General features: G+C 69.2%; 15 protein-coding genes. 12 read left to right on the top strand and 3 right to left on the bottom strand.

Annotated elements, in window-relative coordinates:
- A partial coding sequence (locus BST44_RS27720; protein WP_244184970.1) for an LCP family protein occupies positions 1-1,028 on the top strand: 1,028 nt, incomplete at its 5' end.
- On the opposite strand, the gene BST44_RS27715 is transcribed toward BST44_RS27720, so the two are convergent.
- Both BST44_RS27715 and BST44_RS27710 read right to left on the bottom strand, forming a co-directional pair.
- Positions 1,025-1,849 carry a glycerophosphodiester phosphodiesterase gene (locus tag BST44_RS27715; RefSeq protein ID WP_083179960.1) on the bottom strand — a complete coding sequence of 275 codons (825 nt, stop codon included), beginning with the start codon at positions 1,847-1,849 and terminating at the stop codon, positions 1,025-1,027. The two genes, BST44_RS27720 and BST44_RS27715, sit on opposite strands and share 4 nt — an antisense overlap.
- Positions 1,846-2,889, bottom strand: coding sequence for a DUF4328 domain-containing protein (locus BST44_RS27710; RefSeq protein ID WP_083179959.1), 1,044 nt, complete (start codon positions 2,887-2,889; stop codon positions 1,846-1,848). The genes BST44_RS27715 and BST44_RS27710 overlap by 4 nt, the downstream gene beginning before the upstream one ends.
- 437 nt (positions 2,890-3,326) lie before the next feature.
- On the opposite strand from BST44_RS27710, the gene BST44_RS30570 reads away from it, so the two are divergent.
- The 9 genes from BST44_RS30570 to rraA all read left to right on the top strand — a co-directional run bounded on the left by BST44_RS30570 (position 3,327) and on the right by rraA (position 8,903).
- A complete protein-coding gene (locus tag BST44_RS30570; RefSeq protein ID WP_007166861.1) occupies positions 3,327-3,482 on the top strand; it encodes a hypothetical protein in 156 nt (51 codons plus the stop codon).
- Between the two features lie 147 nt (positions 3,483-3,629).
- Positions 3,630-4,253 carry a superoxide dismutase gene (locus BST44_RS27705; protein WP_083179958.1) on the top strand — a complete coding sequence of 208 codons (624 nt, stop codon included), beginning with the start codon at positions 3,630-3,632 and terminating at the stop codon, positions 4,251-4,253.
- Between the two features lie 193 nt (positions 4,254-4,446).
- The gene (locus BST44_RS27700; RefSeq protein WP_007166863.1) at positions 4,447-4,980 is read left to right on the top strand and encodes a hypothetical protein; all 534 of its coding nucleotides are present in this window, start codon (positions 4,447-4,449) and stop codon (positions 4,978-4,980) included.
- Between the two features lie 524 nt (positions 4,981-5,504).
- The gene (locus BST44_RS27695; RefSeq protein WP_083179957.1) at positions 5,505-5,903 is read left to right on the top strand and encodes a helix-turn-helix domain-containing protein; all 399 of its coding nucleotides are present in this window, start codon (positions 5,505-5,507) and stop codon (positions 5,901-5,903) included.
- Positions 5,904-6,015: 112 nt separating this feature from the next.
- Positions 6,016-6,672: a DUF6474 family protein gene (locus tag BST44_RS27690; protein WP_083179956.1), complete on the top strand. Its 657-nt coding sequence runs from the start codon at positions 6,016-6,018 to the stop codon at positions 6,670-6,672.
- Between the two features lie 27 nt (positions 6,673-6,699).
- On the top strand, positions 6,700-7,359 hold the full coding sequence (locus BST44_RS27685; RefSeq protein ID WP_083179955.1) for a YcnI family protein: 660 nt from the start codon (positions 6,700-6,702) through the stop codon (positions 7,357-7,359).
- Positions 7,356-7,856, top strand: a complete 501-nt coding sequence (locus tag BST44_RS27680) for a copper resistance CopC family protein (protein ID WP_083179954.1) — start codon at positions 7,356-7,358, stop codon at positions 7,854-7,856. Before BST44_RS27685 ends, BST44_RS27680 begins: the two co-directional genes overlap by 4 nt.
- Positions 7,857-7,951: 95 nt before the next feature.
- Positions 7,952-8,395, top strand: a complete 444-nt coding sequence (locus tag BST44_RS31395; protein ID WP_083179953.1) for an Rv3852 family protein — start codon at positions 7,952-7,954, stop codon at positions 8,393-8,395.
- 28 nt (positions 8,396-8,423) lie between these two features.
- Entirely contained in the window at positions 8,424-8,903 is a 480-nt protein-coding gene (gene rraA / locus BST44_RS27670) for a ribonuclease E activity regulator RraA (RefSeq protein WP_083179952.1), read from the top strand.
- Here rraA and BST44_RS27665 read toward each other — a convergent pair.
- Complete coding sequence (locus BST44_RS27665) at positions 8,900-10,369, bottom strand: flavin-containing monooxygenase (RefSeq protein WP_083179951.1); 1,470 nt, start codon at positions 10,367-10,369, stop codon at positions 8,900-8,902. The two genes, rraA and BST44_RS27665, sit on opposite strands and share 4 nt — an antisense overlap.
- 76 nt (positions 10,370-10,445) lie before the next feature.
- Here BST44_RS27665 and BST44_RS27660 point away from each other — a divergent pair, with 76 nt between their 5' ends.
- Both BST44_RS27660 and BST44_RS27655 read left to right on the top strand, forming a co-directional pair.
- The gene (locus BST44_RS27660; protein WP_083179950.1) at positions 10,446-11,087 is read left to right on the top strand and encodes a TetR/AcrR family transcriptional regulator; all 642 of its coding nucleotides are present in this window, start codon (positions 10,446-10,448) and stop codon (positions 11,085-11,087) included.
- Between the two features lie 54 nt (positions 11,088-11,141).
- Positions 11,142-12,472, top strand: a 1,331-nt coding sequence (locus BST44_RS27655; RefSeq protein WP_083179949.1) for an HNH endonuclease signature motif containing protein, incomplete at its 3' end; no start/stop codon positions are given.

Raw genomic sequence — 12,472 nt, 5'->3', positions numbered from 1 at the left:
CGCCCGCACCGCGAAGCCGGCAGTCGCCGCCCCCGCCCCGGCCCACCGCCCCCGGTGCGCGCCGGCGCGGCTGGCGGCGCTGGGTGCGCGCCCTCGCGTCGACGCTGGTGGTCGGCTCGCTGCTGGTCGGGATCGCCGCCGTGTGCGGGGCGGTCTGGCTCGACAGCCGGCTGCACCGCGACGACATCCTGACCGACTACCCCGGACGCCCCGGCGCCGGACGCGGCACGAACTGGTTGCTCGTCGGCTCCGACAGCCGCCAGGGGCTGAGCGCCGAACAGCAGGAGAACCTGGCCACCGGCGGTGACATCGGCAGCAGCCGGACGGACACGATCCTGCTGGTGCACCTGCCCGAGCTGTGGTCCGGCGGACGGGTGACCATGGTTTCGATACCGCGCGACTCCTACGTCCCGATCCCCGGTCACGGCCGGGACAAGATCAACGCCGCCTTCGCGATGGGCGGGGCGACCCTGCTGGCCCAGACCGTGGAGCTGGCCACCGGGTTGCGCCTCGCCCATTACGCCGAGATCGGATTCGGCGGATTCGCCGGCGTGGTGGACGCGCTCGGCGGGGTGACGGTCTGCCCGGCGACGCCGCTCGACGACCCCCTGGCCGGCATCGACCTGCCGGCCGGATGCCAAAAACTCGACGGCCGCAACGCCCTGGGGTACGTCCGGACGCGCGACACCCCGCGGGCGGACCTGGACCGGATGGCGAATCAGCGGCAGTTCGTGGCGGCGCTGCTGCACGCGGCCGCCAGTCCCGCGGTGTGGCTCAACCCGTGGCGCTGGTACGCGGTGCCGCGCGCGGTCGCCGACGCCCTGACCGTGGACCGCGGCGACCACGTGTGGGACCTGGTCCGCCTCGGCTGGGGGCTGCACGGCTCACCCGCCACCATGACCGTCCCGATCGGGGAGTTCACCACCGGCGACGCCGGATCGGTGGTGGTGTGGAACCACGAGGAGGCCAGCCGGTTGTTCGAGGCGCTGGCCTCCGACGCGCCGGTGCCCGCCGCCCCGGCGGACTAAGCGCCGCCGGCGCCGGCGCGGCCGTTCTGCAGGTACGCCTTCGTGCGGCCCGGGTGATGGGTGGCCAGCCACGCCACCCCCACGTCGCGGCAGAAGTCGAGGTCTTCGTACTCGTCGACGTTCCAGCAGTACACCGCCCTGCCCTGGGCGATCGCGCGGTCCGCGAGCTGCGGATACTCCTTCAACGTCGCCAGCGAAGGACCGACGGCGGTGGCGCCGACGGCGGTGGCAGCTCCGCTGACCAGGTAACGCGCGGTTTTGCCGAGCAGCACGGTCGGCAGCAGCGGGGCGGCCCGCCGGATGCGCCAGACCGCGGCCGCCGAGAACGACATCACCACCGCGCGGGACCGGTCGGCGGAGGCGGGCGCCGCGATACCGAAGCGGTGCAGCGCCGCGAGTAGCTTGGTCTCCACCAGCGAGCCGTACCGGACCGGGTGTTTGGTCTCGATGAACAGCTTCACCGGCCGGCGCCAATCCAGCACGAGCGACACCAGGGCGTCCAGCGTGAGCAAACTGGTGTCGCCGTGCGTGCCGTCCTCGCGCCAGCTGTCGTGCCACGCTCCGTACTCGAGCTCCCGCAGCTCCGAGAGGGTCATCGTGCTGACCAGGCCGGCCCCGGTGGAGGTCCGGTCCAGCCGGCGGTCGTGGACGCACACCAGGTGGCCGTCACGGGTCAGGCGCACGTCGCATTCGACCCCGTCGGCACCCTCCTTCAGGGCAAGGTCGTAGGCGGCCAGGGTGTGTTCGGGGCGCGCGGCCGAAGCGCCGCGGTGGGCCACCACAAAGGGATGCCCGGCGAGCACCTCCTCGGCCCACGTCATACGCCTAATGCTGCCGCTTCCTGCCCCTCCAGCTCAACCGGTGCCGACGGGACCGGACCGTCGGACACCACGACCCAGCGGTGCGCGGGCCGTTCGACCGGTTTGCGTTCGAAGCCTTCGAAAACCTCGGCGGCCGCAGCCAGCGTCAAGGCGGCGAGGAGGTAGGCGAAAACCATCGTGATCGTGTTGTTGGCGATGCCCTGGGCGTCCCGGGCGAAGCTGGTCACCATCGCGAAGACGGAGACCAAGTAGCTGGCGACCCAGGCGATCCACCACCGGACGATGAGCCGGCGTATCCGTGCGTAGTGCTCTTCGAGGATCGCCAGCTCGATGACGTAGACGGGCGCCCACAGCAGGTTGGCCAGCGGCACCACGCACCCGGCCCACAACGCCCGGCTGGACCGCGGTTCCGGCAGCCCGTGATGCGCGAACACGGCGGCGCGGCGCGCGATGAGCCAGCGGATGAGCATCACCCCGGAGGTGAAAACCGCGGCGATGGCCGCCACGCTGGCCAGGATGCCGAGCCAGTCGGCGCCGGCGGCGACCCAACTGTTCAGCAGGGTGTTCCGGTTGACGACCAGCAGCACGTAGCGCACGACGTAGACCAGGGCGGCGAAGCCGAGGATGAGCAGGCTGACGAACAGCGTGGTGCGGATCATCGGCACCGATGGCGCCGGATGCGCGGGGGCCCCGGCGGTCGAGACCGGGTGTTCGACGCGGTCGGCCAGACCCCAACGCGGCACCACGGCGTAGCGCGGCGTAGGGCCGAGGGGCCGCCGTCCACGCCGGCTGGGCGGCGCCGCGCCCGGACGAACGGCTATCCAGCGGAACCCCGGCGGCAGCCGCGGCGGGGTGCGCTGCCACGCCCGGGCCCCGACCGGCCGGCTCACCGGCGCGGGCTGCTGAGGGGTCCAGCGCGGGTCGGGCGCCGGCGCTTCCGGCAGGGGTGCCATCAGGGCCCCCCGGCAACGGGGACACCATTCGCGCTGTCGCTCGCGCACGTTCCACCGAGTGCCGCACTGGGAGCACACCTGGATCACCGGACCAGACTAACCGTGCGACGACGCCCGCCGCGGAACGCTTCGCGGTGGCCCGGGCCCCCGCCGGTCGGCTATCTCCTCAGCCCGCGCGGCTATCCACAGTTTCCACAGGTTTATCCACACGCCGATCTTGGGTAAGGGAAGCATTACTACAGCGCTGACGCTCGACCGTGGTTCGACATGTGGATAACACCGCGGTATCACTGCCTGCCCATCGACAGGCCGGGACCGCGGTTAGCGAAATCGGTTGGCGTACTAAGCACCGGGGCCCCCATGAGAAGTGACCGGCGGTCACCCGGCCGGAGGGGCAATCCGCGGCCAACCCGCAGATCAGAGCGCCGTTTTCCAAGCCCGCGCATAAGCGCTATGATCGCCTTCGCGAAAAGTGTTTGTGACTCACCTCACTACCGGGGTGAGGAGCGGGTGAAAGGCGATTGATGGCCACGCATTCGTTCGGTCCGGGTTCACCGGCCGCCTCGAAGTCGTACTCCGGCTCGCCCGCGTGGAATCACAGTTACAGCGTCGCCGCATTGCGCGCCGGGCTGATCGCCCTGGCGTTGCTCGCCGTTCTCGCTCTCATCGTCTTGTCTTGAACCGACGCCGAACGGGTATTCGCCTTCGGAGCTCATAGCGGTCTTCCTTGCGGTCCGCGCGGTCATGGAGCAGGGTTGTCTACGGCTGGCCGCCGCGTGGCAGGCCCGCGCAATGAGCGTAAGAAGACAATCGAAGAAAGGAACGCCGTGGCTGAATACACCCTGCCCGACCTGGACTGGGACTACGCAGCGTTGGAACCACACATCTCGGGTCAGATCAACGAGATCCATCACACCAAGCACCACGCCACGTACGTCAAGGGCGTGAACGACGCCGTCGCCAAACTCCAAGAGGCACGCGCCAATGACGACCACGCCGCGATCTTCCTGAACGAAAAGAACCTGGCGTTCCACCTCGGCGGCCACGTGAACCACTCGATCTGGTGGAAGAACCTCTCGCCGGACGGCGGCGACAAGCCGACCGGAGAACTGGCCGCCGCGATCGATGACGCGTTCGGATCGTTCGACAAATTCCGCGCCCAGTTCAGTGCGGCCGCCAACGGCCTGCAGGGTTCGGGCTGGGCGGTGCTGGGCTATGACACGCTCGGCAGCAGGCTGCTCACCTTCCAGCTTTACGACCAGCAGGCCAACGTCCCGCTCGGCATCATTCCGCTGCTGCAGGTCGACATGTGGGAGCACGCCTTTTACTTGCAGTACAAGAACGTCAAGGCCGACTACGTCAAGGCCTTCTGGAACGTCGTCAACTGGGCCGACGTGCAGAAGCGGTACGAGGCCGCCACGTCGAAAACCAACGGGCTGATCTTCGGCTGAGTCCGCCTCGATCGAGAGGGGCGTCGCGCGGCTCGCGCGGCGCCCCTGTCGTTTGCCCGGGCGGGAATCGGGCATTCCGGAAAGATGTGCGCCACTGGCCGTGTCGGGTTGCACGGCGCAGAACCCGCAGGCATGCTTGATCATTCGAGCTACCAGTGTGGTTATCGGACGGAGGCGTCACGCGGAGGTCGAAATGGAGACTGGGTCTGACCGCCCGATAGGGGTTTCCCCTTTCCATGCTCGTGGTGCCCTCAAAGGGTTTGTGATCTCCGGCCGTTGGCCCGATTCCACCAAGGAATGGGCGCAGCTGCTGATGGTGGCGGTCAGGGTGGCCTCCTTGCCCGGATTACTCTCCACCACAACGGTCTTCGGCGCCCGCGAGGAGCTGCCCGAGGAACCCGAGCCGGGTACCGTCGGCCTGGTGCTCGCCGAGGGCACGGTGTTCGGTGAATCGGCAATCCAGCCAGGCTATTTCGCCGATCACCAACCGCCCGCGCTGCTGATGCTGCATCCGCCGTCGGAGACCACCCCGTCGTTGCCGGAATGCAGCGGGGCGGCTTCGGGATGCGTGCTGCTCCCAGGGCTGCCCTATCTGGGACTCGAGCACCGGGCGGCCTGGGTGGAAGCGGAAGCCGACGGCACCATCACGTCGATGGTGAGCCGCGTCGGCGTCGACCCCATCAGCCACCCGGACACCGCGATTCTGGCGATGCTGCTCGCGGCGTAAGCCGCCGGCCCGTCGCTCGAAGCCGACAGGCGCGACCCGCAACCCGGTCATCCCGCTGATCACCCGATGAGGGCGCCGCCCCTTGCGCGAAGTCGCCGGCACCGGCCGACTCGGCGACCGACGGGCCCGAACAGGGCCCGCAACAGCACCCGGCGCGGCGAATTCCGGCCGCGAGACTGTTCCGACAGCAAATAAGGCGTTAAGCAATCATAAATTGCTGCCCGGTTGCGGTGCGACCGCACAGCACTTGGCCATCCTACACTTCGCCGGGCCACACGCCGTCGGCCCGCCACCTCGGACGCGATGCCGAATTCTGCGGATAACCTGTGAGTTTCGCTGATTTAGTGGACACCCCAGCGAATCAGTTAGACGCTCGTCAAGTGTGGCATCGGCAAGCCTCAGCTACGCCCGGACTGAATCCACGAGGGTTTGCACCTAGTTAGGGCTACCAACCCTCGCTACCATGATCAGCAAATACACCTAAGTAATAGTTCACTTCTACAGCCCAGTGGAGGTCATATCCAATGAGCACGACGTTCGCTGCTCGCCTGAACCGCCTGTTCGACACGGTGTATCCGCCCGGACGCGGGCCGCACACCTCCGCGGAAGTGATCGCGGCGCTCAAGGCGGAGGGCATCACGATGTCGGCTCCCTACCTGTCGCAGTTGCGTTCGGGGAACCGGACCAACCCGTCGGCGGCGACCATGGCCGCGCTGGCCAACTTCTTCCGCATCAAGCCGGCGTACTTCACCGACGACGAGTACTACGAGAAGCTCGACGGGGAACTGTCGTTCCTGGCCACGCTGCGCGACGACGGCGTGCGCCGCCTCGCCCTGCGCGCCGCCGAGTTGTCCCCCGAGGCCCAACAGGAAGTCATGCAGCGGGTCAACGAGCTTCGTCGCGCCGAGCACCTCGACGCCTAGGGCACGTCCCGGCCCCGACCTGGAGGGCTCGCCCCCGCCCATTCCCATTAGGGTTGGCTCACGGATCGCGCACGCGCGACAGTCGACCAGAGACCGGGGAGGCGGTGAGGGAATGGGCCTGTTCCCCAAGCGAAAGAGTCGCGCGACGCGTCGCGCCGAAGCCCGCGCGATCAAGGCCCGCGCGAAGCTGGAGGCCAAGCTCGCCGCCAGGAACGAGACTCGCCGGTACAAGGCCGCCCACCGGGCGGAGGCCAAAGCGCTCAGGGCGCAGATCAAGGCCCAACGGGACAGCGACCGCAACGCGTTGAAGGTCGCCGAGACCGAACTCAAAGCGGCGCGGGAAGGCAAGGTCTTGTCACCCACGCGGATCCGCCGGGCGCTAACGGTGTCGCGGCTGCTCGCGCCGATCCTCACCCCGATCATCTACCGGGCCGCGATCTCGGCACGTGCACTCGTCGATCAGCGCCGTGCGGACCAACTCGGGATTCCGTTGGCACAGATCGGACAGTTCTCCGGCCACGGTGCTCAGCTCTCCGCCCGCATCGCGGGGGCAGACAGGTCGCTGCGCACCGTGCAGGACAAGAAGCCCAAGGACGCCGAGACCAAGCAGTTCGTGTCGGCCATCACCGAGCGGCTGACCGATCTGTCGGCGGCCGTCACCGCCGCCGAGAACATGCCGGCGGCGCGCCGCCGGGCGGCACACGCCGCGATCGCGTCTCAGCTCGACGGCATCGAGGCGGACCTGATGGCCCGGCTCGGTCTGAGCTGACGCATGCGACGGCGCAGCAGTTCGACCATGACCCGCTTCCCGATCGCGGTGGCCGCCGCCGTCGCGCTTTACCTGGCCTCGGCGGCACATCTTCCGTCGGCCTGGGCGCACGTGCACGCCAGTGCCGACAACGCGGTTCGCGGCGCGATGGCGATCGTCACCTTCCAGGTCCCCAACGAATCCAACACGGGCGCGATGACCACCGCGCTCAGTGTCGCCCTGCCCGACGTGGCCTCGGCGCGCACCGAGAGCGTGCCGGGGTGGACCGCCAAGCTGGACCGTGACGCGGCATCGGGCGGCGTGCACTCGGTGACCTGGACGGCCACGCCGGGCGGCGGGATCGGCCCGGATCAATTCGCCCTGTTCCGCATATCGGTAAAGCTGCCCGACACCGATACCGTCAGCCTCCCCGCCACGCAGACGTATTCCGACGGCACCGTCGTGAAGTGGGACCAGCCGCCCCAGCCCGGTGGCGGCGAGCCGGAGTACCCGGCGCCGACGCTGACACTTGCCGCGGGGCCGGTGGCCGCCCACGGCCACCGGCCGCCCTCGGCCGGGCCGGCCGAGCAGGCGACCGTGCCGCCGCGCCCGGCATCCTCGGACAACACCGCCCGGCTGTTGGGCGGCGCGGCGCTGGTCGTGGCCGCGCTGGGAATCGCCGTCGCGCTGATCCGCCGACGGGCATGAGGCGGCCGGCGATCGCCGCACTCGTCGCCGCGATCCTGGCGATCGCAACGATGGGCGCGCCGGTGGCGGCGGCGCATGCGGCGCGGGTCGCCACCGATCCGGCGGACAACGCGGTTCTCGCCGCTGGTCCGCAGCGGGTGAGCGCCACCTTCAACGAACAGCTGCAGACCACGTTCGCGGCCATGACCGTCGTGGGGCCCGACGGCAACGTGTGGTCCACCGGAGACCCCACGGTCCGGGGCGCGGTGGTCGCCGTCGACCTGCGACCGCTGGGACCGGCGGGGGCTTACACGGTGAACTACCGCGTGCCCTCGGCCGACGGCCACGTGGTCTCCGGGTCCTGGTCGTTTCGGCTGACCGTGCCGGGCACCGGCACACCGGGTCCGCCGGCCGCCGGCGCGCCCGCGGGCGGTGACGTCCCGGTCTGGCCGTTCGTCGTGGTGGCGGTGGTGATCGTCGCCGCCGGCGCCGTGTGGGCGGTGCGGCGCAGACCGTGACGGCGGCCGAGGTGCCCGCGCTCGTGCTGGCATGATGGGTTCGGAGAACCCGCGTGGGCTAGAAAATTACCGAAGAAAGCTCGAGGAGCGGCCGCATGGCAGACCCGCAGGACCAACCCAACAGCGAACCCGACGACGGCGCATCGACCCCGCCGCCGGAAAAGCAGCCCCCGGCCAAGGCGGTCAAGAAGGCCGCGAAAGCGCCCGCCAAGAAAGCCCCCGCGAAGAAGGCGCCCGCCAAGAAGGCCCCCGCCAAGTCAGCGCCGGCCAAAAAGGCTCCCGCAAAAGCCGCCCCGCCCCCCACCAAGGCCGCCGAGCCACCCCTCGAGGTGCAGCAGCGCATCGAAACCAACGGCGACCTGGCCGCGGCCGCCAAAGACGTAGCGGCACAAGCGAAATCAACGGTCGACGCCGCCAACAACCCGGTACCGGCCGACGCTCCGGCCGCGGGGCTGATCCAGTCCCCGATGCCGTTGCTCGTCGCCCTGGCCGTCAGCCTGCTGGCCATCCTGCTGATCCGGCAGCTGCGGCGCCGCTGAGCCTTCCGTAGCCGCTACGGTGTCAGACGTGACCGTGTCATTCCAGCCCACCGCCGACCTCGTCGACGACATCGGACCCGGCGTGCGCAGCTGCGACGTCCAATTCCGCCAGTTCGGCGGCCGCCCCGGGTTCGCCGGGCCCATCAGCACGGTGCGCTGCTTCGAAGACAACGCGTTGCTGAAATCGGTCCTCTCGCAGCCGGGCGCGGGCGGGGTGCTGGTGATCGACGGCGGGGGATCGCTGCACTCGGCGCTGGTCGGAGACGTCATCGCCGAGCTGGCCCGCTCCAACGGCTGGGCCGGGCTCATCATCAACGGCGCGGTGCGTGACGCCGCCGCGCTGCACGGCCTGGACATCGGCATCAAGGCGCTGGGCACGAACCCCCGCAAGAGCAGCAAGACCGGCGCCGGCGAGCGCGATGTCGAGGTCGCACTCGGCGGGGTGACGTTCGTACCTGGCGAGATCGCCTACAGCGACGACGACGGCATCGTCGTCGTCAAGCGTTAAACCGCTACCGGGGCACGCTTTTTCGCGAATTGCAGACCCTCGTCGGCAACCTTGCCGCGCCGGATCGTGCGCATGTCGAAGAGGTAGTTCTGCTTGAGCCGCCACGGCGCGCGCGAGCCCGACTTGGGCAGCAGATCCATCGCCCGCTGGAAATAGCCGGGGCTGAAATCCATGAACGGCAGCTCGTCGACGTCGTCGCCGGGATGCTGCGGCTCCACGAAGTCAAATCCCTTGTCGTCCATGTAGTTCAGCAGCCGGCAGACGAACTCGGAGACCAGGTCGGCCTTCAGCGTCCACGACGCGTTGGTGTAGCCGAAGGTGATCGCGAAATTCGGCACCCCGGAGAACATCAGGCCCTTGTAGGTCATCAACGACGTCAGCTCGATCGGCTCACCGTTGCGGGTCGGCCGCACCCCGCCCAGCAGCTGCATGTTCAATCCCGTTGCGGTGATGATGATGTCGGCCTGCAGCTCCTCGCCCGAGGTGAGCCTGATTCCCGTCTTGGTGAACCGGTCGATGGTGTCGGTGACCACGTCGGCCTTGCCGTGCCGGATGGCCCGGAAGAAATCGCCGTCGGGCGCCAGGCACAGCCGCTGGTCCCACACGTTGTATCGGGGGCCGAAGTGCTTTTCGACGTCGTAGTCCTTCGGTAGGCGCCGCTTGGCCATCGTCATCAGCGTCTTGCGCATGTAGGCCGGGCGTTTCCGCGACAACTGGTACTGGAAGGTGCTGAACGCGATGGCCTTCCACCGGTTCGCGACGTGCGCCAGGCGCTCCGGCAACAGCCGGTTGGCGCGCTCGGCGAACGGGTCGACCCCGGGCAGCGAGCCGATGTAGGTCGGCGAGCGCTGCAGCATCGTGACGTGGCCGGAGCCCGAGTTGACCAGGGCCGGGATCAGGGTGATCGCGGTGGCGCCGGACCCGATCACGACGATCTTCTTGCCGGCGTAGTCGAGGTCCTCCGGCCAGTGCTGCGGGTGCACGATCTGCCCCCCGAAGTCTTCGGCGCCCGGGAAGGTGGGCGAGTACCCCTCGTCGTAGTTGTAGTAACCGGTGCAGGCGAACAGGAACGAGCAGGTGAGTTCGCTTTGTTGGCCGTCGGATTCGACGGTCAGGGTCCAGCGGTTCTCGGCGTCGGACCAATCGGCGGCAACGACGCGCTGGCGATAGCGGATGTGGCGGTCGATCTTGTTCTCCACCGCGGCCTCGTTGATGTAGGCCTTGATGTCGGCGCCGTCGGCGATCGACTTCGCCGAGCGCCAGGGCTTGAACCGGAACCCGAGGGTGAACATGTCCGAGTCCGACCGGATGCCCGGGTATTTGAAGAGGTCCCAGGTGCCGCCGAGGTCGTCGCGGCGCTCGAGGATCGCGTAGCTCTTGGTCGGGCAGCGCTGTTGCAGATGCCACGCCGCGCTGATTCCCGAGATGCCGGCGCCCACGATGATCACGTCAATGTGCTCACTCATGGGGCCACGGTATCAACGGTGTGTCGACGCAGTCAACAGGGTGTTGAAAGATTCGACATCGTGTAAAGTGGCGGCTGTGACCACCGCCGGCCAGACTCGCGCCCTCCGCGGCCGCCGTGCGATTCGGCCCTCGGGCGATGACCGCGAGCAGGCGATCCTCGCGACGGCCGAACGGCTGCTCGAACAGCGCTCGTTCGCCGACATTTCGGTCGATGACCTGGCCAAAGGCGCTGGCCTGTCGCGGCCGACGTTCTACTTTTATTTCAAGTCCAAGGACGCCGTGCTGCTGTCGCTGCTGGAGCCGGTGATCGCCCGCGCGGACTCGGAGTTCGACGGCGCGGTGCAGCGGCTGCCCACCGACCCGCGCCGGGTGTGGCGAAACGGCATCAAGGCCTTTTTCACGGCCTTCAGCACGCACCGCCGGCTGGCGCGCGCGGCCACCGAAGCGCTGGCGACCAGCTCCGAGCTGCGCGTCGTGTGGTTGGGCTTCATGCAGAAGTGGATCGACCAGACGGCGGCCATGATCACCGCCGAACGCGCCCGCGGCGCGGCGCCGGAGACGATCCCGGCCGTCGACCTGGCGACCTCGCTGAACCAGATGAACGAGCGGACGATGATGGCCGCCCTTTCCGCCGAGCGGCCCGCGGTCCACGAGGACCGGGTGGTCGACACCCTGACCCACATCTGGGTGACCAGCATCTACGGCGAGGGCCGGTAGCCGCGCGACCACGTCGATACGGATGTGTCGTACGTTGGTGGCATAATCGAATGTATGTTCGAAGCCGTGTCCGGGTCGCGACCCTCGCCGGAGTCGATTGCCCGGTTGGAGGAGCAGTTCGAGCCCCGCCACCCGTCCAAGACCGCGGCGCCGGCGGCGCTCTTGGAACGCATCGGTGCGTCGACGCGCGCGGAGAACCGGGCGGCTGCGGCGCAACTGGTGGCGATCGGGGAGTTGTTCGCCTACCGGCTCTCGCGCTGTGGTGAGACCGAGGAGTGGGCGATCGACACCATGGCCGCAGTGGCCGCCGAGGTGGGTGCCGAGCTGCGGATCTCGCAGGGGTTGGCGGCCAGCCGGGTGCGCTACGCCCGTGCGCTGCGCGAGCGCCTGCCCAACGTGGGGCAGGTGTTTGCCGCAGGGGACATCGACTTTCGATTTGTCGCCACGATCGTGTACCGCACGGATTTGATCGAGGACCGCGAGGTGTTGGCCCGGGTGGATGCGCAGCTGGCGGCCACGGTGGCGCGCTGGCCGTCGATGACCCGCTCGCGGCTTGCCGGCCAAATCGACAAGATCGTGGCCCGCGCCGACACCGATGCGCTGCGCCAGCACCGCCAGCGTCACAGCGACCGGGAGGTGGTCCTCGGTGAGGTGGTGGGCGGCGTGTCGCGCATCGAGGGCACCCTGTTCACCCCGGATGCCCACGCCCTAGACAAGCGGCTCGATGCGCTGGCGGCCACGGTGTGCGCCGGCGATCCGCGCACCCGCGAGCAGCGCCGCGCCGACGCGCTCGGGGCGCTGGCCGCCGGGGCCGACCGGCTGGGCTGTCGGTGCGGGCGCACCGACTGCGCGGCCGGAACGCGGCGAGTGGCATCCCCGGTGGTGATCCACGTGATCGCCGAACACGCCACCGTGACCGGCGCCGGTGCCGCGCCGGGATCGGTGGTGGGCGCCGACGGGCTGATCACCCCCGAGCTGGTGGCCGAGCTCGCCACATCGGCCAAGCTGGTACCGCTGGTGCATCCCGGCTGTGCCCCACCCGAGCAGGGCTACACCCCGTCGAAGGCGCTGGCCGATTTCGTGCGCTGCCGGGACCTGACGTGTCGCTGGCCGGGCTGCGATGTGCCCGCGATCGGATGCGACATCGACCACACGATCCCGTACGCCGCGGGCGGGCCCACCCACGCGGGCAACCTCAAGTGCTACTGCCGCACCCATCATTTGATCAAGTCGTTTTGCGGCTGGGCCGAGAAACAGCTCGGCGATGGGACGCTGATACTGACCTCCCCGGCCGGGCGCACCTACGTCACCACACCGGGCAGCGCGCTGCTGTTTCCCAGCCTGTGCTATGCCGTCGGCGGCATGCCCGCCCCCGAAGCCGACCC

This window comes from Mycobacterium scrofulaceum (genome assembly GCF_002086735.1).
Lineage (GTDB): Bacteria > Actinomycetota > Actinomycetes > Mycobacteriales > Mycobacteriaceae > Mycobacterium > Mycobacterium scrofulaceum.
The sequence above is the reverse complement of the archived record's forward strand: the minus strand, read 5'-3'. Positions and strand labels throughout refer to the sequence as shown.

Bases quoted from the DNA above. Each gene is read 5' to 3' on its own strand.
- BST44_RS27685 (WP_083179955.1), top strand. From the start codon at position 6,700: ATGACCCGCTTCCCGATCGCGGTGGCCGCCGCCGTCGCGCTTTACCTG.
- BST44_RS27715 (WP_083179960.1), bottom strand. From the start codon at position 1,849: ATGACGTGGGCCGAGGAGGTGCTCGCCGGGCATCCCTTTGTGGTGGCC.
- BST44_RS27680 (WP_083179954.1), top strand. From the start codon at position 7,356: ATGAGGCGGCCGGCGATCGCCGCACTCGTCGCCGCGATCCTGGCGATC.
- BST44_RS27695 (WP_083179957.1), top strand. From the start codon at position 5,505: ATGAGCACGACGTTCGCTGCTCGCCTGAACCGCCTGTTCGACACGGTG.
- BST44_RS27690 (WP_083179956.1), top strand. From the start codon at position 6,016: ATGGGCCTGTTCCCCAAGCGAAAGAGTCGCGCGACGCGTCGCGCCGAA.
- BST44_RS31395 (WP_083179953.1), top strand. From the start codon at position 7,952: ATGGCAGACCCGCAGGACCAACCCAACAGCGAACCCGACGACGGCGCA.
- BST44_RS30570 (WP_007166861.1), top strand. From the start codon at position 3,327: ATGGCCACGCATTCGTTCGGTCCGGGTTCACCGGCCGCCTCGAAGTCG.
- BST44_RS27665 (WP_083179951.1), bottom strand. From the start codon at position 10,369: ATGAGTGAGCACATTGACGTGATCATCGTGGGCGCCGGCATCTCGGGA.
- BST44_RS27700 (WP_007166863.1), top strand. From the start codon at position 4,447: ATGGAGACTGGGTCTGACCGCCCGATAGGGGTTTCCCCTTTCCATGCT.